Below are 20838 nucleotides of genomic sequence, written 5' to 3'. Positions count from 1 at the left end.
GCCATGGCCCCCGAAACCCGGACCGCCGACGCCCGTTTCGCCGATGCCGATCCAGCCCCCTTGGCCCTGATGGCCGAGGATGAACAGGATCTGCGCATCCTGTCCGCGCTGTTGCAGGACGCCATCCTGCCCGCCTCGGAAATGTCCTATGACCACCGGGGGCGTTCGCTTGCCTTGCTGCTGAACCGTTTCCGCTGGGAAGATGCGGAACAGGCCGCAGCCGAGGGGCGCGATTACGAACGCGTCCGGTCGGTCCTGCTGATCCGCGACGTGCAGCGCGTGCTGTCCGACGGGATCAGCCGGGATGCCGATACGGTTCTGGAACTGCTGACGATGGCCTGGCAACCCGGAACGGACGGGACCGGACGGCTGCTGCTGGAGTTCGCGGGCGACGGCACCCTGGCGACCGAGGTTGAATGCATCAATGTCGAACTGCGCGACGTGACGCGGCCTTATCGCGCAGTCTCGGGCAAGGCGCCGGTTCATCCTGACTGAACGGGCAACCGTCGCCCGCTTGAGCCGGGCTGGTCTTGCCGCTAACAAGACGTGATTGCAGGGGATAGATCATGCCGGTCACGTTGAACACATCGAATGCCGACTTCGAAGCGCGCTTTGGCGACCTGCTGTCCGCCAAGCGCGAGGATTCGACCGATGTGAACGATGTCGTCGCCGCAATCATCAAGGATGTGCGGCAGCGCGGCGATACGGCGCTGTGCGAACTGACAAGCCGCTTTGACCGGCTGGACCTGACGCCCGACCGCCTGCGCTTTTCGGCGTCCGAGATTGAAGCCCAGGTGGCTCATGTCACGCCCCAGGATCGCGCCGCTCTGACGCTGGCCGCCGAACGCATCCGCGCCTATCACGCCCGCCAGATGCCCGAGGATGCAAGCTGGACCGACCCCGAGGGGGCAACCCTGGGTTGGCGGTGGACGCCCGTGTCGGCGGCGGGACTGTATGTGCCGGGGGGTCAGGCGGCCTATCCGTCGTCGGTCCTGATGAACGCGGTCCCCGCGCGGGTGGCGGGGGTCGAACGGCTGGTGATCTGCGTGCCGACGCCGGGGGGGCACATCAATCCGCTGGTGCTGCTGGCCGCGCAACTGTCGGGCGTCACCGAAATCTATCGCATCGGGGGGGCGCAGGCGATTGCCGCCATGGCCTATGGGACCGATACCATTGCGCCCGTGGACAAGATCACCGGGCCAGGCAATGCCTATGTCGCCGCCGCCAAGCGCCAGGTCTTTGGCCGCGTCGGCATCGACATGATCGCCGGGCCGTCCGAAGTGCTGGTGATTGCCCAAGGCGACCAGCATCCCGATTGGCTGGCGCTGGACCTGCTTGCGCAGGCCGAACACGACGCGGATGCGCAGTCGATCCTGATCACCACCGATCCGGCCCTGGGTCATGCGGTCGCAGGCGCGGTGGACCGCATCCTGCCCACCCTGCCCCGCGCAGCCATTGCAGGGGCAAGCTGGCGCGACTATGGCACCATCATCGTTGTCCGCGACCTGGACGAGGCCGCCGCCCTGTCGAACCGCATCGCCCCCGAGCATCTGGAACTGTGCGTGGATGACCCCGAAGCCCTGGCTGCGAAATGCATCCATGCCGGCGCCATCTTCCTGGGCGCCCACACGCCCGAGGCGGTGGGCGATTACGTCAGCGGCCCGAACCATGTCCTGCCCACGGCGCGTTCGGCGCGGTTTTCCTCGGGCTTGTCGGTGATGGATTTCCTCAAGCGCACGACGATGGCACGGCTGACGCCCGGCGCCCTGAACGCCGTGGGCCATGCGGCAATGCGGCTGGCGGCCTCGGAAGGGTTGCAGGCCCATGGCGAATCCATCCGCGCGCGGCTGGACCTTTTGAACGAAAGGGCGCCGGAATGAGCCGGATCATCCATATCCAGATCAACGACTCCGAGGCCCCGCCCGCCACGCCTGAAATGGAACAGGAACGCCGCGTCGCGATCTTCGACCTGATCGAGGATAACAGCTTCGCCGTTCCAGGCCGTGACGGCCTGGCGGCGCCGCAAGGTCCGTTCCGTCTGGAACTGTGCATCCGCGAACGCCGCCTGGTGTTCGACGTGGCCGCCGAAGGGGGCGACAAGGTGGCCGAGTTCCACCTGTCGCTTGGCCCTTTCCGGCAGGTCACAAAGGATTACTTCCAGATCTGCCAAAGCTATTTCGATGCGGTCAAGCGCCTGCCGCCTGCCCAGATCGAGGCGATCGACATGGCGCGGCGCGGCATCCATAACGAAGGGGCGCGGACCTTGCAGGAACGGCTGGAAGGCAAGGCTGAACTGGACATCGACACCGCCCGGCGCCTGTTCACCTTGATCTGCGCCCTGGTACCCCAGGGCTGACGATGACGCAGAACAGGATTCCCGCCTCGGTTTTGTTCTGCTGCGACCATAATTCCATTCGCTCGCCTATTGCCGAAGGCATGATGAAGAAATTCTATGGCCGCGCCGCCTATGTTCAGTCGGCGGGGGTCAAGAACGACATGGAGGTGGACGGGTTTGCCATCGCCGTATGCGACGAGATCGGCGTAAAGATCGAAAACCACCGCAGCCGCAGCTTTGACGAGATGAAGGACTGGGGCGATGACCTGGGCGGGTTCGACCTGATCGTGGCCCTGTCCCCTGCCAGCCAGCGGCAGGCCTTGGAACTGACGCGTGTGTTTCACCTGGACGTGGAATACTGGCCGATCATGGATCCCACCGGCCTGGCTGAAGGGCGCGAGGCCAAGCTCGCCGCCTATCGCCAGACCCGCGACCAGATCCAGGCACGCATGACCGACCGGTTCGGTCCGCCCACCCTGCCCGATGATGGGGACGCGGCGTCCTGACCCATGAAAAAGCCGCGCCGATCCCGCAAGCGGGCGGCGCGGCAGTGTGGCAATCCTGACGGGGTAATATCAGCGACGCCAGTTGGCAGGCACGTCCCAGATGGGGCGCGCGATCTCTTCCGCGACTTGGTCGCGGGTCAGGCCGATGTCGCGCAGTTGATCATCGCTCAGATGCGCAAGATCGGTGCGCGAACGGCGCAGGCTCAGCAGGGTCAGGATACGCTTGCCCAATGACGGGCGCGCAGAAAGGCCGAGCCCGGCAACTATGGGAAGCGAAGCGGCTGTCTTGAAGGACATCGTTCGTCTCCGGTGATGAAATGCATCAATCTGTGTGATGCTCGGTTGCTTTCGAATTTCCGTGATTGATAAATAGCGCGCCTTGTCGTATCTTTGAAACGAATGTTTTTGATCACTTTCATCAGGAAAATCGAACGATGCGCAATCTTGATATCGCCACCCTGCGGTCGCTTCAGGCAGTGGCTGAATACGGCGCCGTCACCCGCGCGGCCGAGGCGCTGAACATGACGCAAAGCGCCCTGTCCATGCAGATCAAGCGTCTGGACGACCTGTTCGGGGAATCGATGCTGCAAAAGCAGGGCCGCGGCGTGGTGCTGACCGATTTCGCGACCGAACTGCTGATAGAGGCGCGCAAGCTGGTGGCCCTGAACGACGCCATCCTGTCCCGCTTCACCGGTCAACGCCCCGAGGCACGGCTGCGCGTAGGCCTGACCAGCGACTGGCTGTTCACCAAGGTCGCCCAGGCCGTGCGGGCCTTTCGCCAGGCCAATCCGCGTGTCGAGCTTGTCATCAACGACGGTCGCAGCAAGGATCTGCGCCATCAGATGAAGCGCGGCGAACATGACGTGATCCTGACCACGGAATTCGAAACGCCGCCCGGCGCGATCCATCTGTCCAAGGTGGACCTTGCCTGGTTCGGGGCCGTCGGCGGCACTGCCTGGGAACAGCGTCCCTTGCCATTGGCCAATTCGCCGCATTGCGCATATTATCCCGTCGGGCTGTCATCCCTGGACCGGGCGGGCATCGAATGGGTGCAGGCGGTGGCCGATGGAGGCAGCGATACTTGGCGGGTCAGCGCCGCAGCCGACCTGGGCATCACAATCTTGCCGCGCGGCATCGCCCAGGCAGGGCTGGAGCCTGTGGAGCACGGCGGCGCCCTGCCTCCCTTGCCGCCGACCTGGCTGAACGTCTATGTTGCCGACGGCCCGGCACGGCGCGAGGCGACCGAGTTCGCGGGCTATCTTCGACGGGCTGTCTGCGAAGTGGCCGCCATGGCAGCATGAACATGGCTGACCCGCATGGCGCGGATCAGCCGGCTTTGCTTAGGCCTTGGCCTTCTGGCGGCGGCGCAGGACACCCAGGCCCCCGACCCCCGCGCCCAGCAGCAGCGCACTGGCAGGCAGCGGAACAGCGGCGGGATCGACCGGCGGGGTGATGATCACGTCGCCGATCTTGGCGCCGGCAAAAGCCATGCCGCTGTCAAAAAGGGTATCACTCCAGTTGGTGACACCGAACTGAAGTTTATAGTTGCCGGCAGCGGCGATATCGAAAGTCGACTGGATCCAGCCGGTATAGCCGCAGCCGCCAGCATAGCAGGTGCCGCTGTCACTGCCCAGGACGTTCCATATCGGGGCGCCAGGGACAATCGGCGTATCAGCGGGAACAAGAGTCGCATTCAACGGCGGCATCCCAAACCCTGGAACGGTGTTGCCGCCCTGCGTTGTGCGGGCGGTGAACAATAGCGCGACTTCGTTGCTGGTCACAGCGTCGATCAGCCGTGCCCAACCGTAATCGGCAAAGCCTGCGCCATCGCTGGTCACATAATTAAATAGAAATTCAAGCGTCTCGCCAGCGGCGGCAGTAAAGACCCCTGTTGTCACCGTGCTGCCGTTGGTACCGCCAATACCTGCAAGCGATCCGCCGCCCGAAGTTCCACCATTGGTGCTGACATAATAATAACCGGATTCGGTGGCTGAAGGCGCGGTTACAACGCCGTTCGGGTCGCCGGTGCCTGCGTTGCCCACGGCCGTCCAGCCGGACGGAAGCGTGGCAGCCTGCGCCCCGAAGGCCAGCATGGCGGTCATGGCCGCCGATGCAAGAAGGGTTCTGCTGATCATCAAAAAACTCCACTATACTCGGAGTCCTGCGGCAGCCGAATTTGGTGACTTGACGGCTGGGTTTGGAACGATTCAGCTACGCCTATGATCCGCCCCGGCTTTCTTTCCTCAGCAGACCGCCTCGAGCTTGAGGCGTGCGTGCGTCGTCAGCGCGAGGACCACGGCATTGCCCGCCGGGCAAATGCGATCCTGCTGCTCGACGACGGGGAAAGCTGTGCCCGGATCGCAAAATTTCTCTATCTGGACGACGATACCATTCGGGGCTGGCATAAAACCTACCTGCAAGATGGTTGGGATGCGCTTGCCTACGACGGCTGGAAAGGCGGCCAGTCCCGTATGACGCAGGCACAGGAGACTGCGCTGTGCGCATGGCTGCAAGTGCGCTTCTGTCGCTCGACGGTCGAGATCAGGGCTCACCTCGCGGCTGAGTGCGGTCTGAACTACTCCCATTCTGGCTGCATCAAACTTCTCGCCCGACTGGGCTTTGAATACCGCAAGCCCAAGCCTCTGCCGCGCGTGGCATCTGCGGAAAAGCAGACAGCTTTCATCGCATTCTACGAACGCCTGATGCGTGAGTTACCAGCAGATGAAGCCGTCTACTTCGCCGATGCGGTGCATCCGGAATACCAGACCAAGCCTGCATTCGGCTGGGTGAAGGTGGGATCAAATCCAGCGGTTCTCAGCACAGCAGGGCGCGGTCGTGTGAACATTCATGGGGCTGTAAACCTCGAAACTTTCGATGCACCCTTTGTCGAGCCCACAACCGTCGACGGGGTCAGTGCCGTGCAGCTTCTCACCAAGATCGAGGAGCGCAACCCTGACAAGCGCATCATTCATGTCATCTGGGACAACGCTGCCTACCACAAAGGACCCGATGTCAGAGCCTTCCTCGCCAAGACAGCTTGCCGTATCCATCTGATCCAGCTGCCACCCTATTGCCCTCATCTCAATCCGATTGAGCGGCTTTGGGCTGTCTTGCATCAATACGTTACCCACAACCGCTACTACCCAAGTCAGAAGCAGTTCGCCGACGCCATCCTTGCATTCATGCGTGAAACCATCCCGCAGGAATGGACAAAATTCCGCGACAAGGTCTCCGACAACTTCCGCGTCATAACCCACGAGAACTTTCGGGTTTTGCAGTAGAAGCGGTATATTGAAAGGATCATCGCAACATCCGTTGCCTATGAACAAATAGCAGCTTTTTCGATAACGGAAAATTTATTCTTTTGTCTAAAGCGACTATCAATTTCTAGGTGCCGGATCAGGCTGTCGCTCTACCCGGAATTGAGGCTTCAAACGCCTTGGCAGGCCACTTGATCCCGCTGCCGAACTGGGACACACAGATCGCGTTCGCAAGAGGATGACCATGACCCGGATCGACGATACCTTTCAGCGCCTTCAGGCGCAGGGGCGCAAGGCCTTCGTGACCTATATCATGGCGTCCGATCCCGACGACGCCACCATGCTGGACATCATGCGCGGCCTGCCCGACGCGGGCGTGGACATCATCGAACTGGGGATGCCCTTCACCGATCCGATGGCGGATGGACCGACCATCCAGGCGGCGGGGCAGCGGGCGCTTGCCGCAGGGGGCAGCGTGACGCGCACGCTCGAAATCCTGCGCGAGTTCCGCAAAACCGACAACAGCACGCCGGTGGTGCTGATGGGATACTACAATCCGATCTATGCCCGCCCCGGCGGCGTCGAAACCTTTTTGTCCGAGGCGAAGGCCGCGGGCGTGGACGGCTTGATCGTCGTCGACCTGCCGCCCGAGGAAGATGCCGAACTGTGCATCCCCGCCACCCGCGCCGGCCTGAACTTCATCCGCCTGGCTACCCCCACCACCGACGACCGGCGCCTGCCTGCGGTGGTGAAGAACACCTCGGGCTTTGTGTACTATGTCAGCGTCACCGGCATCACCGGCGGCCCCGCCGCCAACGCCGCCGAGGTCGCCCCCGAGGTCGCACGCATCCGGGCCGCCGCAAACCTGCCCGTTGTGGTGGGCTTTGGGATCTCGACCCCCGATGCGGCGGAACAGATTGCAAGCGTCGCGGATGGCTGCGTGGTGGGCAGCGCCATTGTCAAGAAGATCGGCGAAGGCCGCCCGGTGCCAGAAATCCTGGATTTCGTGCGCGACCTTGCCGCAGGGGCGCATCGAGGCTGATGATCCGTCTTCGCGATGCCATGCCCGACGACGTGCCAGCCATCGCGCGGATCTGGAACCCGATCATCCGCGATACGGTCATCACCTTCTGGCCGACCGAACGCACGGATGCGGAAATCGCCGCGCTGATCCGCGACCGGCAGGCCTTGGGCCACCCCTTCACGGTGGCCGAGGATGCGGGCCAAGTCCTGGGCTTTGCGACCTATGTGTTCCATCCCGGATGATCACATAGACCCTCGCCGGTCTTCCTTTTTCATGGCAAGGTGGATCCTGCGCGAGGTTCGGGAGGGGGTGGGAGGATGCTGATTTCTCTGCACAAGCAGGCGACCACGACGCCAAAGATCCGGGCCGCGATCCAGGCGAGCAGCGAACCGGCATGGCTGGTGGCAGAGCGCTACGGGATCTCCGAGCAGACGGTGTGGAAGTGGCGCAGCCGCGATGACGTCCACGACCGCAGCCACACGCCGCACCGGCTTCAGACGACATTGACGCCTGCCCAGGAGGCCGTCGCGGTGGCGCTGCGAAGGGCGCTTCTCTTACCGCTCGACGACCTGCTCGCGGTCGTGCGCGAGTTCCTCAATCCGCACGTCTCGCGTTCGGGCCTCGACCGCTGCCTGCGTCGCCATGGGGTGGGAAACCTGCAGGCGTTGAAGCCCCGGGAGCCGAAGCCCGCGCACGGCAGCTTCAAGGCCTATGAGCCCGGTTACCTGCACATCGACATCAAGTATCTGCCGCAGATGGCCGACGAGGATCGCCGCCGCTATCTCTTCGTGGCCATCGACCGGGCGACCCGATGGGTCTTTGTGCGCATCTACCCGGCGCAGACCGCGGCCAACGCGCGTCGTTTCCTGCGCGACCTTGAGCGTGCCGCACCGATGAAGATCACCCGCGTGCTGACGGACAACGGCAAGGCTTTCACCGACCGCCTGTTCGGCCTGCGCAAGCGCGCTGCCACCGGCCAGCACGAGTTCGACCTGCTCTGCGCCGAACTTGGCATCGAGCACCGCCTCGCGCCCCCGATGCACCCGCAGACCAACGGAATGGTCGAGCGCTTCAACGGCCGGATAGAGGATGTCCTGCAGAGCCATCGCTTCCACAGCGGCGAGGACCTGGAGCAGACCATCCTGCGATATGTCCACCTCTACAACACGCAGCTCCCGCAATCAGCCCTGAACGCCCGAACACCCATCGGCGCTCTCAAGGACTGGCAACGTCACAGACCCGAGCTGTTCAGGAAACGCGTCTACAATCTCGCGGGATGTGACACCTATGGCCAGTTCCGCACTGGCGGCGGCTATGCGCGCAGCATGGAACATACGATCCATCTGGCGCCTGACGCGCGGGGCCGCGGCACCGGGCATCTGCTGCTGAAAGCCCTGGAAGACGATGCCCGCGCCGCTGGACACCGCCTTTTGATCGGCGGCATTACGGCATCCAACGCAGGATCGCTGCGCTTCCACCTCCGCGCGGGCTATGCCGAATGGGGTCGCATCCCTTGTGCCGGCTGGAAATTCGGCGCCTTCCACGACCTTGTGCTGATGGGCAAGGATCTGGCGGGCTGATAAGCGGGCGCGACACCCTGCCTCTACCCTTGCCGCCCGTTAGCGGATAGCCTGCCACCATGGACACGCGCACGACCAACACTCCCTGCCCCTGCTTGCCAAAGCCTCGCAGCTTCTGGCAGCGCATCGGCGACCGGCTGGCAGCCATGCGGGGCAGCCGAAGGGCCGCGATCCCGCCCGAGCGGTCCGTGGCCTTTACCATCGCCGTGATCGCGCTTGGCGCCAAGCTGGCGAAATCCGACGGCACCGTGGGCCGGGCCGAGGTCGCGGCCTTTCGCCGCGTCTTCATCATCCCCCGGTCCGAGGAAAAGAACGCCGCCCGCGTCTTTGATCTGGCACGGCAGGACGTGGCGGGCTTTGACGCCTGGGCGCGGCGCATTGCCGCCATGTTCCCGCCGGGCGATCCAGTCCTGGCCGACGTGATCGAAGGGCTGTGCATCATCGCGGTCGCCGATGGCGGGATGCATGAAAACGAGATCCTGTTCATAGACGAGGTCGGCCGGATCTTCGGCCTGCCTGCCGAACGCGTGGCCGCCATTCGCCTGCGCCATGACCGCCAGTCGGATTGCCCGCCCTGCGACGTGCTGGGCATCCCCCTGGACACCCCTCTGCCCGAGGCGCGCAAGCGATTCCGGTCGCTGATCCTGGAAGCCCATCCCGACCGGGCCATCGCGCGCGGCTTGCCGCCCGAGGCCGTGCGCCTGGCCGAAGCCCGCACCCGCCGCCTTAACGAGGCCTGGGAAAAGTTCCGCCAGATGCGCCGCGGCTCGGTTCCCCATCCCGCCGAGTGACCCGTAGCCCTTGCCGCGCAAGGAGCCAGCGACTAGGTTCGCCCTGACCCTCTGACGGACCCCAAGATGCCCCAAGACGCAGCGCCTGCCTATCAGGTTCTGGCCCGCAAGTACCGGCCCGAAACCTTTGCCGACCTGGTCGGCCAGGATGCGATGGTGCGCACGCTGAAGAACGCCTTTGCCGCCGACCGGATCGCGCAGGCCTTTGTGATGACGGGCATCCGGGGCACCGGCAAGACCACCACGGCGCGAATCATCGCCAAGGGTATGAACTGCGTCGGTCCCGACGGCCAAGGTGGTCCCACGACCGAACCCTGCGGGGTTTGCGAACATTGCGTGGCGATCAGCGAAGGCCGCCATGTCGACGTGCTGGAAATGGACGCGGCATCGCGCACCGGTGTTGGCGATATCCGCGAGATCATCGAAAGCGTGCATTACCGCGCGGCTTCTGCACGGTACAAAATCTATATCATCGACGAAGTTCACATGCTGTCCACCAATGCCTTCAACGCGCTGTTGAAGACGCTGGAAGAACCGCCACCCCATGTGAAATTCATCTTTGCGACAACGGAAATACGCAAGGTTCCGGTCACCGTCCTGTCGCGCTGCCAGCGTTTCGACCTGCGCCGGATCGAGCCCGAGGTGATGATCGCCCTTCTGCGCCGCATCGCCGGTGCCGAGGGCGCGCAGATCACCGACGATGCCCTTGCGCTGATTACCCGTGCCGCCGAAGGCAGCGCCCGCGACGCGACCAGCCTGCTGGACCAGGCGATCAGCCACGGCGCGGGCGAAACCACCGCCGAACAGGTCCGCGCGATGCTGGGCCTTGCCGACCGGGGCCGCGTCATCGACCTGTTCGAGATGATCCTGCGCGGCGACGCGGCATCCGCCCTGACGGAACTGCAGTCGCAATATTCCGATGGTGCCGACCCCATGGCCGTGCTGCGTGACCTGGCGGAAATCACCCACTGGATTTCGGTGGTAAAGATCACGCCGGACGCAGGCGAGGATCCGACCATCGCCCCCGACGAACGGGTACGCGGCAAGGAACTGGCCGACAAGCTGGCGATGCGGGTGCTGACACGGCTGTGGCAGATGTTGCTGAAAGCGCTGGAGGAGGTGTCCGCCGCCCCGAATGCGATGATGGCAGCTGAAATGGCGATCATCCGCCTGACCCATGTGGCCGACCTGCCCGACCCCGAGGCGCTGATCCGGCGCGTCCAGCAGGCGCAGGCTGCGGGCGATTTCACGCGGTCTGCCGCCCCTGCGGCACCATCGCAGGCGCCTCGGGCCGCGCGTCCCGCGCCGGTCATCGCGCAGCGGTCGGGCGCGGCAACGGCGCTTGCGATCAGCCCCGATGCCTTCGCGGCCTGGCCCGACTTTGCGTCCGTGATGGAGTTGATCCGCCGGATGGGCGATATGCTGCTGCTGGTTCAGGTGGAACGTCATGTGGGCCTGGTCCGCTACAGCCCCGGACGGATCGAATTCGAGCCGCGCGGCGATGCCCCGCGCGATCTGGCGCAGAAACTGGCCGAACGCCTGCGCGGCTGGACGGGCGGGCAACGCTGGGCCGTCACCGTCACGAACGAAGGCGGCGCGCCGACGATTGCCGAACAACAAGCGGCAGAGCAGCGGGAGCGCGAGGTCCGCGCTCTGCAACTGCCCATCGTGCAGCAGGTGCTTGCCGCCTTTCCGGGCGCGACGCTGAAGCAGGTGCGCCATGCGCCCGTCGCGGTCGAATCTGCCGATCTTGCCGAGGATGCGGTGAACCCGCACGAACTGACCCAAGGCCCGGTGGCCGAGGTCGAGGAATGGGATCCCTTCGAGGATGAGGAATAAGCGATGATCAAGGGCTTGGGCGGCTTTGGCGACATGGCCAAGATGATGAAGGCCGCAAAGGATATGCAGGACCGGATGCAGCAGATGCAGGCCAGCCTGGACACCATCACCGTGACGGGCGAATCCGGCGCGGGCCTGGTCCGCGCGACGGCCACTGCCAAAGGCGATCTGACGGCGTTGGAGATCGACCCGTCGATCTTCGTCCCATCCGAGAAAGAGGTGGTCGAGGATTTGATCCTGGCCGCCATCAAGGACGCGCAGCGCAAGGCGCAGGACAGGATGCAGGCGGAAATGGCCCGCATCACCCAGGATATGGGCCTGCCCGCCGACATGAAGCTGCCGTTCTGAATCATGGCTGAAGGCAGCGACGACATTCAGGCGCTTGTCGGGTTGATGGCGCGGCTGCCGGGGCTTGGCCCCCGGTCCGCCCGCCGCATCGTTCTGCACCTGATCCGCAAGCGCAGCGGGCAGATGTCGCAACTGGCGGGGCTTCTGGACCGGGTGGCGATCAATTCCCGCGAATGCGTCACCTGCGGCAACATCACCGACCGCGACGAATGCGCGATCTGCGCCGACCCTGCCCGCGCGACCGGAGAGATTTGCGTGGTGCAGGATGTCGCAGACCTGTGGGCGATGGAACGCGGCCGGGCCTTTGGCGGACGCTATCACGTCCTGGGCGGCACCTTGTCGGCCCTTGATGAAGTCGGCCCCGACGACCTGGGCATCCCCGCCCTGATCGACCGCGTGGATCGCGAGAAGATCCGCGAGGTGATCCTGGCTCTGAACGCCACCGTGGATGGCCAGACGACCGCGCATTACATCGCCGATGCCTTGGGCGATTCCGGCGCAGCCGTCACCGTTCTGGCGCAAGGCGTGCCCATCGGCGGGGAACTGGACTATCTCGACGACGGGACGATCAGCGCGGCGCTGCGCGCCCGGCGGCGGCTTTAAGCCGCCACCAGTTCCCCCGCCAGGGCCTTTTCGATCAGCGCACGTGTCTCGTCGATGCCATAGAGCGCGATGAACCCGCCGAAACGCGGTCCCTGGTCGGCCCCCAGGAGCACCTGGTACAACGCACTGAACCAATCCTTCAGCGGCTCGAATCCGTGGTCCTTGCCGATGGCGAAGACCATGGATTGCAAGGCCTCGGCATCCGCCGGCTGGTTCCAGGCGGCCAGACGACCGGCCAGATCCTCCATGGCGCGGCGTTCGATGTCGCTGGGCGCGCGGAACTGACGGGTCGGCGCCACGAAATCCGTGAAATAGCGCACCGCAAAACCTGCCGCCTGGTCCAGCCCCGGATGCGTTTCGGGCGAAGCGTCAGGCGCATAGCGGCGGATGAAGCCCCACAAGCCGTCCTTGTCCTTGGCCCCCGCGACCGAGGCAAGGTTCAACAGCATCTGAAACGGAACAACCATGTCGGATGCAGGCACCTCGCCGCCATGGATGTGCCAGACCGGGTTCGCAAGCTGCTGGTCCGGGTTCTGGTCAGGATAGGCGCGCAGCTGCTGGTGGTATTCGTCCACAGCCTTGGGGATGACGTCGAAATACATCCGCTTGGCCGTCTTCGGCTTCTGATACATGAAATAGGACAGGCTTTCGGTTGCCGCATAGGTCAGCCATTCGTCGATGGACAGCCCGTTGCCCTTGGACTTGCTGATCTTCTGGCCGTCCTGGTCCAGGAACAGTTCATAGGTGAAGTGTTCCGGCTTGCGGCCGCCCAGGATCTCGCAGATGCCGTCATAGATCGGCGTGTTGGTCGAATGGTCCTTGCCATACATCTCGAAATCGACATCCAGCGCGGCCCAACGGGCGCCGAAATCGGGCTTCCATTGCAGCTTCACCTGCCCGCCCGTGACCGGCAGGGTCAGTTCATGCCCGTCCTCGTCGTCAAAGGTGATGGTGCCGTTTTTGGCGTCCACGTGCTTGATCGGCACGTACAGCACCTTGCCGGTCTTCGGGCTGATCGGCAGGAAGCAGCTATAGGTCTGCTGGCGTTCCTCGCGCAGGCTGGCCAGCATCACCCCCATGATCGCGTCATAGCGTTCGGCCGCCAGCAGCAGCGTGTCGTCGAACTGGCCGGATTTATAGAATTCGGTCGCGCTGATGAATTCGTATTCGAAGCCAAAGGTGTCCAGGAAGCGGCGCAGCATGGCGTTGTTGTGGGCGCCGAAGCTGTCGTATTCGCCGAAGGGATCGGGCACGGTGGTCAGCGGTTCCTGCAAATGCTGGCGCAGCATATCCTGGTTCGGGACATTTTCGGGCACCTTGCGCATCCCGTCCATGTCGTCGGAAAAGCAGAACAGACGCGTGGGGATGTCGCTGATCATCTGGAACGCGCGGCGGATCATCGTCGTGCGCGCGACTTCGCCAAAGGTGCCGATATGCGGCAGGCCGGACGGTCCATAGCCCGTCTCGAACAGGACATAGCCCTTGGCGGGATCCTTCTTTTCATAACGTTTCAGCACCCGGCGCGCCTCCTCGAACGGCCAGGCCTTCGATTGCATTGCGGCGTCGCGCAGGGTGGTCATCGCGTCTTCTCCTTTGGCAAGATATGACGCCTTATTGAAAGCAGGTTGAATCGTCAATAATTTGCGCCAAACCCCGACCCCAAAGGATGCGCCATGATTACCGAACTGCCCTCGTTCTCGCCCTGCGATGCCTTGGTGGCGGTGATGGTGGCCATGCTGGCATCTGACCAGACCTATCGCACCTCGGAACTGGTGGCCATCCAGCGCAGTGTCGATCACGCGCCTGTCTTTGCAGAATACGACGCCGACCGCATCCGGGCAATCAGCCAGACGGTCATGACCCTGTTCGAGGACGAGGAAGGCATCGACGCCCTTTTCGGTCTTGTCCGGGCCGCGTTGCCGGAAAAGCTGTATGAAACCGCCTATGCCCTGGCGTGCGACGTGGGCGCGGCGGATGGGCAGCTGTATGAAGGCGAGGTCGCCATGCTGGCCGAGATCCGCCACCAACTGAACATCCCCCGCCTGCACGCCGCCGCCATCGAGCTGTCGGCGCAGGTGCGCCACCGGGTGCTATAGTCAGGTCCAGCCGTTCAGGATGTCGCCTTGCAGCCGTTTCGCATCGCGGGTCCAGGTCAGCACGCCGGGCGGCAATTCCTGCCCCGCCGTCGCGGTTTGCCGGGGCGCATCGGCGCACAGGATCGAAAAGGCGCGGGGCACGCCGTCCGCCCCCCGGACATATCCCGCCAGGTTCGACACAAAGTTCAGCGTTCCGGTCTTGGCCCGGACAGCCCCCGGTTCGGTCGCGCCCTTGCCCAGATCATCGTCCAGCGGATCGGGTTTCAGCAGATCCGGCAGGCCCGCCGCAAGGCCCGGTCCGGCCAGCAGCCGCGCCATGCCCTGCGCCGTGACCCGGCTGTCGGACGACAGGCCGGAATGATCGGCCAGGATGAAGTCCGTCCCCTGCCCTTGCGTGCCCAGCCAGGCCCGCATTGCCTGGGCCGAGCCTGCGGGATCACGCGCCCCACTGGCGTGCAGGCCCACCACCTCGGCCGTCAGGTTGGTCGAGAAACGCAGCATCCCGCGCAGGATGTCGTCCAGCGGCGGGCTGGAATGGCTGGCCACCACCTGTCCCTGGGGCAGGTCTGCAATGACCTCGGGCGTGGGCAGGACCAGGCCCTTGGCGCGGCACAGCGTCTGGAACACGTCGCCCGCATACAGTTCCGGCTTGCGCACCGGCAGCCAGCGGCTGCCTGGTCGGGCAAGGGCCGAACGGGCGATGGTCCAGCTTTCGCGGTCCATGTCCGAGCGATAGGAAAACAGATCGTCCTGATTTCCGGGGGCCGCCGTGATGGTATAGGCGCGGGGGGAATGCGCCGCCCCCCGCGCTTCCAGCGACATCTGCACCGCGCCGCCCGCCTGCCGCCACCCCAGATGCACGCGGTTGAAATTCAGGATCATTCCCGACAGTGCCGGGTTATAGGCCAGGTGGTCGGCCTGATCCGGTGCGATTTCGGCCACCTGCGGCAATGCCCCGCCCCAGACGGCGAAACGCGCGGGCGCGGGTTGTCCGGTGGCGGAAAGATCGCCTGCAAGGCGCGCCAGATCGTCGGTGCTCAGCACCGGATCCCCGCCCCCGGCCAAGACAAGGGTATCGCCCGACCTGATGATCCGTGTGCGGAACCGGTGCCCCGCGCCCAACCGGGACAGGGCATAAAGCGCAGTCACCGCCTTCAGCGTGCTGGCGGGCATCATCGGCGCGCCTGCCAGGGCGGCATCGGCCAACGTGCCATTCGGATCCAGCAGGGCAAAGGCAACGGTTCCCGGCAACCCGGCGGCGCCAAGAACGCGGCGGGCCGGGACGGCGGGCTTGGCGGGGGGACGCCCCTGCGCCAGGGCCAAGGCGGGCGGCATGGCCGCGAGGCCCGCAAGAAGGCTGCGCCGCGACAACATCATGCACGCTTTCCTTCCGCCAACCGCAATGCGGTCGAGGACTGGTCCGACATCGGCAGGTTCACCTGCACCCAGGCCGGCGGCCTGCGCGCAGCCAAGGATCCCGCCTGCGCCAGCGGCAGCCGCCAAGGGCGCATCACCTGGGCTGCGATGGAATGGCGCGCGGACAGCCGCGTCCCTGGCCTGGCAAGGACGCCGATGGGCACGGCCTTTGCAATCACTTGCCAACGATCCCAGCGATGGAACTGTTCCAGATTGTCGGACCCCATCAACCAGACGAAGCGCACGCCTGGATAGATCCGCTTCAGCGCCGCGATGGTATCGGCCGTCTTTCGCGTGCCAAGGTGCCGTTCGATACCGGTCACGATCACACGCGGATCGGTCAGCATCCCCCTGGCCCGCGCAATGCGTTGGGTCATGTCGGCAGGCCCGCGCGCCTTCAAGGGATTGCCGGGCGACACCAGCCACCAGACCCGGTCCAGCCGAAAAGCCCGCATTGCGGCATGGGTGATGGCGACATGGCCTTGATGCGCGGGATCGAACGACCCCCCCAGCAGGCCGACCCGCATCCCCCGCAGGGCCAGGGGAAGCCCCGCCCGGATCAAAGCGTGATGGCCGAGATCAGCCGTCCGTAATCGACCTGCCCTTCATGCGTGGCGCGACGATAGCTGAAGAACCGGTCCGGGTTGGAATAGGTGCAGTGGCCGGACCATTCCGCATCGACCCCAGCATCCCGCAAACGCATCAGGCCAAAGGACGGCAGGTCGAACATCGGCCGCCCATTGGGGCCACCGCTGAAAAACCGCGCGTGTTCCGGGCCTTCGGCCAAAAAACTGTCCATGAAGTCGGGACCGACCTCATAGGCGCGCTGGCTGATCGTCGGACCGATAACGGCACGGATCCGGGTGGCCCCCAGGGCGCGCATCGCATCAACCGTCGCCTCGATGATGCCGTCCAATGAACCGCGCCAGCCTGCGTGGCAGGCACCGATCACGCCCGCCTGCGCATCGGCCAGCAGGATCGGCTGGCAATCGGCGGTCAGGACGGCAAGCGCGACGCCACGCCGGGTGGTGACAATCCCATCGGCCTCGGTATTGGCCACCGTGGGGATGTCGTGCCCTTCGGCCAGCGTGATCACGTCTGCCGAATGGACCTGTTTCACGGTCGCCAACGCGTCCGCAGGAACGCCCATCGCGGTGGCGACGCGGGCGCGGTTCAGGGTCACCATCTCGGTCTGGTCGGTGGACCGGCGGCCGCAGTTCAGCCCCGAGAACAGGCCCGAGGATGCCCCGCCCTTGCGGGTGAAGAACCCATGCTTCACGCCGCGCAGCAGGGGATGTGTCAGGATCTCAAGCATTGTCTGCATGAAGCCTCAGCGCGTCAAATCCGGGCACCGGGGGCGCCCCTTTCGGCCAGATGGCCATCGCCTTGAACAAGTGGCCCATTTCATCCGGGTGGGTCAAGCGCCGAAGCGCAGTCATCGCGCCGGCGTCCCCCGCCGCCGCCAGCCGTTCCGCCCGTTGCGCCGCGCCCAGCGACAACAGCCAGTCGCCTTGTCGAACCGGACGGGACGCCACGGCCCCCGCCCGGATCGCCGCCGCCGCCAAGGGGGCGAAATCGACATGGGCTGTCAGATCGGCCTTGCCCGGACACTCCATCGGATCCACGGGCGCGTGGTTGCGCAAGGCCTGGAAGGTGTCGCCGTATCCGTTACAGCCGCCATAATCGACCAGGATCGCCGCCCCGCCATGGGCGGCGATGCGGCGGGCGATAGCCTCGACCATGGCGGGGGCGGCAGGGCATTCCTCGACCACGTCGCCAAGCTTGCCCTCGCGCGGCAGGTCCACCACGGGGCCCAGGCCCAGGCGCAGGCCATCGTCCGACAGGCCGACCATGCGTTCAGCCCAGCCGCCGGATACGCGCTGATACTGCCGGATCGGCAGGGCATCGAAGAACTCGTTCGCCATCAGGAACAGCGGCTTATCGGGAAGCTCCTCGACGCTGTCGAGATGCGTTACTGTTCCCAGCCTGTCCCGCTGGATCTGCCGCAGATGCGGCGATGCCTCTATCAGCATGACTTCGGCGGCCTCGGTCATGCCGAGGGCCTTGCGGATCGCGCGCAGCATATCGGCCATGAGGGTTCCTCGCCCCGGTCCCGGTTCGGCAAGGGCAATGGGCGCCGGACAGCCCTGATCCATCCAGGCTTGCGCCAGCGCAAGGCCGCACAGTTCCCCGAACATCTGGTGGATTTCCGGCGCTGTGGTGAAATCGCCCTGGACGCCAAAGGGATCGCGGGTGGCATAGTAACCGTATCGCGGGTGCAGCAGGCAGATTTCCATGTAATCGGCCAGAGTGATCGGCCCCGTCGCCCGGATGCGTCCCGCTATAATTTCAGCCAGCGGCGTCATCCTGGGACGGCCACCCTCGGACGGCGCACGGCGCGCAGGATCAGGACCAGTCCGATCAGCACCATCGGCAGCGACAGAACCTGGCCCATGGTCAGGCCGACCACCGGCCCGCCGATCACATGGCCCAGCGGATTGTCCGGCGTGATGAATTGCGGGTCGGCCAGGCGGAACAGTTCAACGAACATCCGCGCCAGCCCGTATCCGGCCAGAAAGACCCCGAAGGCCAGGCCCGGACGGCGCAAGCCCCCTGTCCGGACCAGGGCGAACAGGATCAGGCCCAGAAGCAACCCTTCAAGCCCCGCCTCGTAAAGCTGGCTGGGGTGGCGGGCGCAGGGACCGGCCACGCCGGCGCAAGCCTGCGCCGCCTCGCCCGGGAAGATCACGCCCCAGGGCAGGCCGGTGGGACGGCCCCACAATTCGGCATTGATGAAATTGGCGATGCGGCCGAAAAAGATGCCGATGGGGGCGACGACTGCCATCGCATCCGCCAGCCGCAAAGGCGGGATGCCGTTCGCGCGGCAGAACGCCCAGGTTGCCAGGATTACCCCCGCGAAACCGCCATGGAAGCTCATCCCGCCTTGCCAGACCTTCAGGATCTCGGTGGGGTTGGACAGGTAGTATCCGGGTTCATAGAACAGCACGAAGCCCAGCCGCCCGCCCAGAACAACCCCCAAAATCACCCAGGTCAGCAGATCGTCCACCCGGTCGGCCCGCATCGGCGCGCGGTCGCCCCACAGCCCATCGCGGCGCATCATGGCGATGATGATCCGCCAGCCGATCAGAAGCCCTGCCAGATAGGCCAGGGCATACCACCGCAGCGACAATGTCAGCCCGCCCAGGTGGATGGTGAAAATCTCGGGCGAGATGTCGGGGAAAGGGATCATGGGGCCTCGGCGCGTTGACGGGCGCACGCTAGTCCGCGGGGGCCCGGTGTCAACCTGCGCCCCGTCGCACGACATTTCCCGATTGCCACGGCCACCGCATTGAACCCCGACGCCACCCGGCCCATATAGGACGCCAAGCACGCATCAGGGGCCAAGGCCAAATGACCACGCAAAACAAGTTCTTTGACGACATCTCGAAGCTGATGACCAACGCCATGGGCGTGGCCCACGGCGCCAAGTCCGAGGCGGAGACAGCCATGAAAGGCTGGATTGACCGTTGGCTGGCAGATCGCGACTTCGTGACCCGAGAGGAGTTCGAGGCCGTGCGCGAAATGGCCATCAAGGCGCGGACCGAGAATGCCGAACTCAAGGCACGGTTGGACGCAATGCAGGCAGGCCGTCAGGGCTGAACGCGGTCGCGCAGCGCGCCGCTGCGGTCATACAGCAAGACCTCGCCCGCGTCGGTCACGACCACGATCCAGTCGCGGGCAAAGGTTACGGCCTGGGCCTGCGCGCCGTCGGGCAGCACCATGCCTTCGGGCAGGTCAGGCAGCGTCGGCTGCCCCAGGCGCAGCCACAACAGCGCAACGATTGCGATCATGCCCAGGCCCATCACCAGGGCCAGCCCCGTCACCAACCCCCGAAGCAGCCGCAGTTCCGGCACCGCTTTCACCGCCCGTTTCCAGTCGCTATCATCGTGATCCATGTCGAACCTTGTGGTAACCATTCCGGCCAATCCGCCCGACCGGCTTGATAAGGCGCTTGCACTGGCGGTGCCAGAGGCAGCGGCCCTGTCGCGGTCCCGCCTGTCCCGCCTGATCGCCGAGGGCGCGGTCAGCGGCCCGGGCGGCATCGTGCGCGACGGCAAGGCCCGCGTGGCCGAGGGGCAGGATTACCTGATCACCGTTCCCGATCCCGAACCTGTCGAGACACGTCCCGAGGCGATTCTCCTTGTTATCGCCTATGAGGACGAAGACCTGATCGTCATCGACAAGCCTGCGGGCATGGTTGTCCATCCCGCGCCCGGATCGCCCAATGGCACATTGGTCAACGCCCTGCTGGCCCATTGCGGCGACACGCTGTCGGGTATCGGAGGAGAGAAGCGCCCCGGAATCGTCCACCGGATAGACAAGGACACGTCGGGCCTGCTGGTCGTTGCGAAATCGGATCGTGCCCATCACGGCCTTGCCGCCCAGTTCGAGGCGCATACCGCCCAGCGCCGATACCTGGCGCTTGCCCATGGCGTCATCGACGGTGCCGATGCCCGTCTGCGCGGCACGCCGGGCGTAAGCTTCGAAGACGGCGCGGTGTTGAAGATCACCTCGCGACTGACCCGCCATGCGACGGACCGTCAGCGGCAGGCGGTCTATTTCGACAAGGGGCGCCATGCGGTGACGCGGGCGCGGATGATCGAGGCCTTTGGCACCCCCCCATCCGCGATGCTGGTGGAATGCCGGTTGGAAACGGGGCGGACCCATCAAATCCGCGTCCACATGGCCCATGCAGGCCTGGGGCTGATCGGCGATCCGGTCTATGGCGGCGCGCGGCGCGCCTCGGTCAAGTCGCTGGGGGCTGCTGCCCAGGCAATATCGGATTTCCGGCGGCAGGCGCTGCACGCGGCGCATCTGGGCTTTGATCATCCGGTCACGGGCGATCCCCTGGCGTTCGACAGTCCCCTGCCGCCCGATATCCAGGCGTTGCTGGACCGCTTGCGCGCCATACCCTGACAGAAACGTGAAAGCGCTGTTGCTGTCCCGTTCAGGATTTTGAATCAGAATGATACCGAAAGC

25 protein-coding genes are annotated in these 20838 nt (G+C 65.0%); 16 read left to right on the top strand and 9 right to left on the bottom strand.

Features of this window, described 5'->3' with window-relative positions; translation table 11 throughout:
* Positions 1-3: 3 nt before the first annotated feature.
* From LZ585_RS05905 to LZ585_RS05890, 4 genes are all read left to right on the top strand, one after another.
* Positions 4-495 (top strand): DUF2948 family protein, encoded by a 492-nt coding sequence (locus LZ585_RS05905; RefSeq protein ID WP_234855485.1) that lies wholly within the window; start codon positions 4-6, stop codon positions 493-495.
* Between the two features lie 71 nt (positions 496-566).
* On the top strand, positions 567-1880 hold the full coding sequence (gene hisD / locus LZ585_RS05900) for a histidinol dehydrogenase (RefSeq protein WP_234855484.1): 1314 nt from the start codon (positions 567-569) through the stop codon (positions 1878-1880).
* Entirely contained in the window at positions 1877-2356 is a 480-nt protein-coding gene (locus LZ585_RS05895; RefSeq protein WP_234855483.1) for a UPF0262 family protein, read from the top strand. The genes hisD and LZ585_RS05895 overlap by 4 nt, the downstream gene beginning before the upstream one ends.
* 2 nt (positions 2357-2358) lie before the next feature.
* On the top strand, positions 2359-2841 hold the full coding sequence (locus LZ585_RS05890; RefSeq protein WP_234855482.1) for an arsenate-mycothiol transferase ArsC: 483 nt from the start codon (positions 2359-2361) through the stop codon (positions 2839-2841).
* 69 nt (positions 2842-2910) lie between these two features.
* Here LZ585_RS05890 and LZ585_RS05885 read toward each other — a convergent pair whose 3' ends face one another.
* Positions 2911-3138 (bottom strand): DUF1127 domain-containing protein, encoded by a 228-nt coding sequence (locus LZ585_RS05885; RefSeq protein WP_234855481.1) that lies wholly within the window; start codon positions 3136-3138, stop codon positions 2911-2913.
* A 137-nt stretch (positions 3139-3275) separates the two neighbouring features.
* Here LZ585_RS05885 and LZ585_RS05880 point away from each other — a divergent pair, with 137 nt between their 5' ends.
* Positions 3276-4142: a LysR family transcriptional regulator gene (locus tag LZ585_RS05880; RefSeq protein ID WP_234855480.1), complete on the top strand. Its 867-nt coding sequence runs from the start codon at positions 3276-3278 to the stop codon at positions 4140-4142.
* 39 nt (positions 4143-4181) lie between these two features.
* Here the strand turns inward: LZ585_RS05880 and LZ585_RS05875 are convergent, their stop codons facing one another.
* On the bottom strand, positions 4182-4943 hold the full coding sequence (locus tag LZ585_RS05875) for an NF038132 family protein (RefSeq protein ID WP_234855479.1): 762 nt from the start codon (positions 4941-4943) through the stop codon (positions 4182-4184).
* Between the two features lie 117 nt (positions 4944-5060).
* Between LZ585_RS05875 and LZ585_RS05870 the strand changes: the two genes are divergently transcribed.
* The 8 genes from LZ585_RS05870 (at position 5061) to recR (ending at position 12286) form a co-directional block, all read left to right on the top strand.
* Entirely contained in the window at positions 5061-6122 is a 1062-nt protein-coding gene (locus LZ585_RS05870) for an IS630 family transposase (protein WP_234853247.1), read from the top strand.
* A 223-nt stretch (positions 6123-6345) separates the two neighbouring features.
* A complete protein-coding gene (gene trpA / locus LZ585_RS05865) occupies positions 6346-7143 on the top strand; it encodes a tryptophan synthase subunit alpha (protein ID WP_234855478.1) in 798 nt (265 codons plus the stop codon).
* Positions 7143-7367, top strand: coding sequence for a GNAT family N-acetyltransferase (locus tag LZ585_RS05860; protein ID WP_234855477.1), 225 nt, complete (start codon positions 7143-7145; stop codon positions 7365-7367). The genes trpA and LZ585_RS05860 overlap by 1 nt, the downstream gene beginning before the upstream one ends.
* Before the next feature lie 75 nt (positions 7368-7442).
* Entirely contained in the window at positions 7443-8705 is a 1263-nt protein-coding gene (locus tag LZ585_RS05855; protein WP_390625102.1) for an IS481 family transposase, read from the top strand.
* 59 nt (positions 8706-8764) lie between these two features.
* Positions 8765-9496: a TerB family tellurite resistance protein gene (locus LZ585_RS05845; protein WP_390625101.1), complete on the top strand. Its 732-nt coding sequence runs from the start codon at positions 8765-8767 to the stop codon at positions 9494-9496.
* A gap of 66 nt (positions 9497-9562) precedes the next feature.
* Positions 9563-11335: a DNA polymerase III subunit gamma/tau gene (locus LZ585_RS05840; protein WP_234855475.1), complete on the top strand. Its 1773-nt coding sequence runs from the start codon at positions 9563-9565 to the stop codon at positions 11333-11335.
* A gap of 3 nt (positions 11336-11338) precedes the next feature.
* The gene (locus LZ585_RS05835; protein WP_234855474.1) at positions 11339-11683 is read left to right on the top strand and encodes a YbaB/EbfC family nucleoid-associated protein; all 345 of its coding nucleotides are present in this window, start codon (positions 11339-11341) and stop codon (positions 11681-11683) included.
* A 3-nt stretch (positions 11684-11686) separates the two neighbouring features.
* The gene (gene recR / locus LZ585_RS05830; protein ID WP_234855473.1) at positions 11687-12286 is read left to right on the top strand and encodes a recombination mediator RecR; all 600 of its coding nucleotides are present in this window, start codon (positions 11687-11689) and stop codon (positions 12284-12286) included.
* Here the strand turns inward: recR and LZ585_RS05825 are convergent.
* Positions 12283-13866 (bottom strand): lysine--tRNA ligase, encoded by a 1584-nt coding sequence (locus LZ585_RS05825; RefSeq protein WP_234855472.1) that lies wholly within the window; start codon positions 13864-13866, stop codon positions 12283-12285. The two genes, recR and LZ585_RS05825, sit on opposite strands and share 4 nt — an antisense overlap.
* A gap of 93 nt (positions 13867-13959) precedes the next feature.
* On the opposite strand from LZ585_RS05825, the gene LZ585_RS05820 reads away from it, so the two are divergent.
* Positions 13960-14382 (top strand): tellurite resistance TerB family protein, encoded by a 423-nt coding sequence (locus LZ585_RS05820; RefSeq protein ID WP_234855471.1) that lies wholly within the window; start codon positions 13960-13962, stop codon positions 14380-14382.
* On the opposite strand, the gene dacB is transcribed toward LZ585_RS05820, so the two are convergent.
* Genes dacB through lgt form a run of 5 tightly spaced genes read right to left on the bottom strand, consistent with a single transcriptional unit; the run spans position 14383 to position 19048 of the window.
* Positions 14383-15759, bottom strand: coding sequence for a D-alanyl-D-alanine carboxypeptidase/D-alanyl-D-alanine endopeptidase (gene dacB, locus LZ585_RS05815; RefSeq protein ID WP_234855470.1), 1377 nt, complete (start codon positions 15757-15759; stop codon positions 14383-14385).
* Positions 15756-16358 (bottom strand): nicotinate-nucleotide adenylyltransferase, encoded by a 603-nt coding sequence (locus LZ585_RS05810; RefSeq protein WP_256445662.1) that lies wholly within the window; start codon positions 16356-16358, stop codon positions 15756-15758. Before LZ585_RS05810 ends, dacB begins: the two co-directional genes overlap by 4 nt.
* Positions 16358-17122 carry a peptidoglycan editing factor PgeF gene (gene pgeF / locus LZ585_RS05805; protein ID WP_234855468.1) on the bottom strand — a complete coding sequence of 255 codons (765 nt, stop codon included), beginning with the start codon at positions 17120-17122 and terminating at the stop codon, positions 16358-16360. Before pgeF ends, LZ585_RS05810 begins: the two co-directional genes overlap by 1 nt.
* The gene (locus LZ585_RS05800) at positions 17106-18164 is read right to left on the bottom strand and encodes a class I SAM-dependent methyltransferase (RefSeq protein WP_234855467.1); all 1059 of its coding nucleotides are present in this window, start codon (positions 18162-18164) and stop codon (positions 17106-17108) included. Before LZ585_RS05800 ends, pgeF begins: the two co-directional genes overlap by 17 nt.
* On the bottom strand, positions 18161-19048 hold the full coding sequence (gene lgt / locus LZ585_RS05795; RefSeq protein ID WP_234855466.1) for a prolipoprotein diacylglyceryl transferase: 888 nt from the start codon (positions 19046-19048) through the stop codon (positions 18161-18163). The genes LZ585_RS05800 and lgt overlap by 4 nt, the downstream gene beginning before the upstream one ends.
* Before the next feature lie 161 nt (positions 19049-19209).
* Here lgt and LZ585_RS05790 point away from each other — a divergent pair, with 161 nt between their 5' ends.
* Positions 19210-19458, top strand: coding sequence for an accessory factor UbiK family protein (locus tag LZ585_RS05790; RefSeq protein WP_234855465.1), 249 nt, complete (start codon positions 19210-19212; stop codon positions 19456-19458).
* Here the strand turns inward: LZ585_RS05790 and LZ585_RS05785 are convergent.
* Positions 19449-19754 (bottom strand): DUF6476 family protein, encoded by a 306-nt coding sequence (locus LZ585_RS05785; protein ID WP_234855464.1) that lies wholly within the window; start codon positions 19752-19754, stop codon positions 19449-19451. The two genes, LZ585_RS05790 and LZ585_RS05785, sit on opposite strands and share 10 nt — an antisense overlap.
* Between LZ585_RS05785 and LZ585_RS05780 the strand changes: the two genes are divergently transcribed.
* Positions 19753-20775 (top strand): RluA family pseudouridine synthase, encoded by a 1023-nt coding sequence (locus LZ585_RS05780; RefSeq protein ID WP_234855463.1) that lies wholly within the window; start codon positions 19753-19755, stop codon positions 20773-20775. The genes LZ585_RS05785 and LZ585_RS05780 overlap by 2 nt on opposite strands.
* Positions 20776-20838: the final 63 nt, after the last annotated feature.

It is taken from the genome of Paracoccus everestensis (assembly GCF_021491915.1).
Taxonomy (GTDB): Bacteria; Pseudomonadota; Alphaproteobacteria; order Rhodobacterales; family Rhodobacteraceae; genus Paracoccus; species Paracoccus everestensis.
Note: the sequence above shows the minus strand (reverse complement) of the source record. Positions and strands in the feature narration are given on the sequence as shown.

Bases quoted from the DNA above. Each gene is read 5' to 3' on its own strand.
- LZ585_RS05905 (WP_234855485.1), top strand. From the start codon at position 4: ATGGCCCCCGAAACCCGGACCGCCGACGCCCGTTTCGCCGATGCCGAT.
- hisD (WP_234855484.1), top strand. From the start codon at position 567: ATGCCGGTCACGTTGAACACATCGAATGCCGACTTCGAAGCGCGCTTT.
- LZ585_RS05895 (WP_234855483.1), top strand. From the start codon at position 1,877: ATGAGCCGGATCATCCATATCCAGATCAACGACTCCGAGGCCCCGCCC.
- LZ585_RS05890 (WP_234855482.1), top strand. From the start codon at position 2,359: ATGACGCAGAACAGGATTCCCGCCTCGGTTTTGTTCTGCTGCGACCAT.
- LZ585_RS05885 (WP_234855481.1), bottom strand. From the start codon at position 3,138: ATGTCCTTCAAGACAGCCGCTTCGCTTCCCATAGTTGCCGGGCTCGGC.
- LZ585_RS05880 (WP_234855480.1), top strand. From the start codon at position 3,276: ATGCGCAATCTTGATATCGCCACCCTGCGGTCGCTTCAGGCAGTGGCT.
- LZ585_RS05875 (WP_234855479.1), bottom strand. From the start codon at position 4,943: ATGACCGCCATGCTGGCCTTCGGGGCGCAGGCTGCCACGCTTCCGTCC.
- LZ585_RS05870 (WP_234853247.1), top strand. From the start codon at position 5,061: ATGATCCGCCCCGGCTTTCTTTCCTCAGCAGACCGCCTCGAGCTTGAG.
- trpA (WP_234855478.1), top strand. From the start codon at position 6,346: ATGACCCGGATCGACGATACCTTTCAGCGCCTTCAGGCGCAGGGGCGC.
- LZ585_RS05860 (WP_234855477.1), top strand. From the start codon at position 7,143: ATGATCCGTCTTCGCGATGCCATGCCCGACGACGTGCCAGCCATCGCG.
- LZ585_RS05855 (WP_390625102.1), top strand. From the start codon at position 7,443: ATGCTGATTTCTCTGCACAAGCAGGCGACCACGACGCCAAAGATCCGG.
- LZ585_RS05845 (WP_390625101.1), top strand. From the start codon at position 8,765: ATGGACACGCGCACGACCAACACTCCCTGCCCCTGCTTGCCAAAGCCT.
- LZ585_RS05840 (WP_234855475.1), top strand. From the start codon at position 9,563: ATGCCCCAAGACGCAGCGCCTGCCTATCAGGTTCTGGCCCGCAAGTAC.
- LZ585_RS05835 (WP_234855474.1), top strand. From the start codon at position 11,339: ATGATCAAGGGCTTGGGCGGCTTTGGCGACATGGCCAAGATGATGAAG.
- recR (WP_234855473.1), top strand. From the start codon at position 11,687: ATGGCTGAAGGCAGCGACGACATTCAGGCGCTTGTCGGGTTGATGGCG.
- LZ585_RS05825 (WP_234855472.1), bottom strand. From the start codon at position 13,866: ATGACCACCCTGCGCGACGCCGCAATGCAATCGAAGGCCTGGCCGTTC.
- LZ585_RS05820 (WP_234855471.1), top strand. From the start codon at position 13,960: ATGATTACCGAACTGCCCTCGTTCTCGCCCTGCGATGCCTTGGTGGCG.
- dacB (WP_234855470.1), bottom strand. From the start codon at position 15,759: ATGATGTTGTCGCGGCGCAGCCTTCTTGCGGGCCTCGCGGCCATGCCG.
- pgeF (WP_234855468.1), bottom strand. From the start codon at position 17,122: ATGCAGACAATGCTTGAGATCCTGACACATCCCCTGCTGCGCGGCGTG.
- LZ585_RS05800 (WP_234855467.1), bottom strand. From the start codon at position 18,164: ATGACGCCGCTGGCTGAAATTATAGCGGGACGCATCCGGGCGACGGGG.
- lgt (WP_234855466.1), bottom strand. From the start codon at position 19,048: ATGATCCCTTTCCCCGACATCTCGCCCGAGATTTTCACCATCCACCTG.
- LZ585_RS05790 (WP_234855465.1), top strand. From the start codon at position 19,210: ATGACCACGCAAAACAAGTTCTTTGACGACATCTCGAAGCTGATGACC.
- LZ585_RS05780 (WP_234855463.1), top strand. From the start codon at position 19,753: ATGTCGAACCTTGTGGTAACCATTCCGGCCAATCCGCCCGACCGGCTT.
- LZ585_RS05785 (WP_234855464.1), bottom strand. From the start codon at position 19,754: ATGGATCACGATGATAGCGACTGGAAACGGGCGGTGAAAGCGGTGCCG.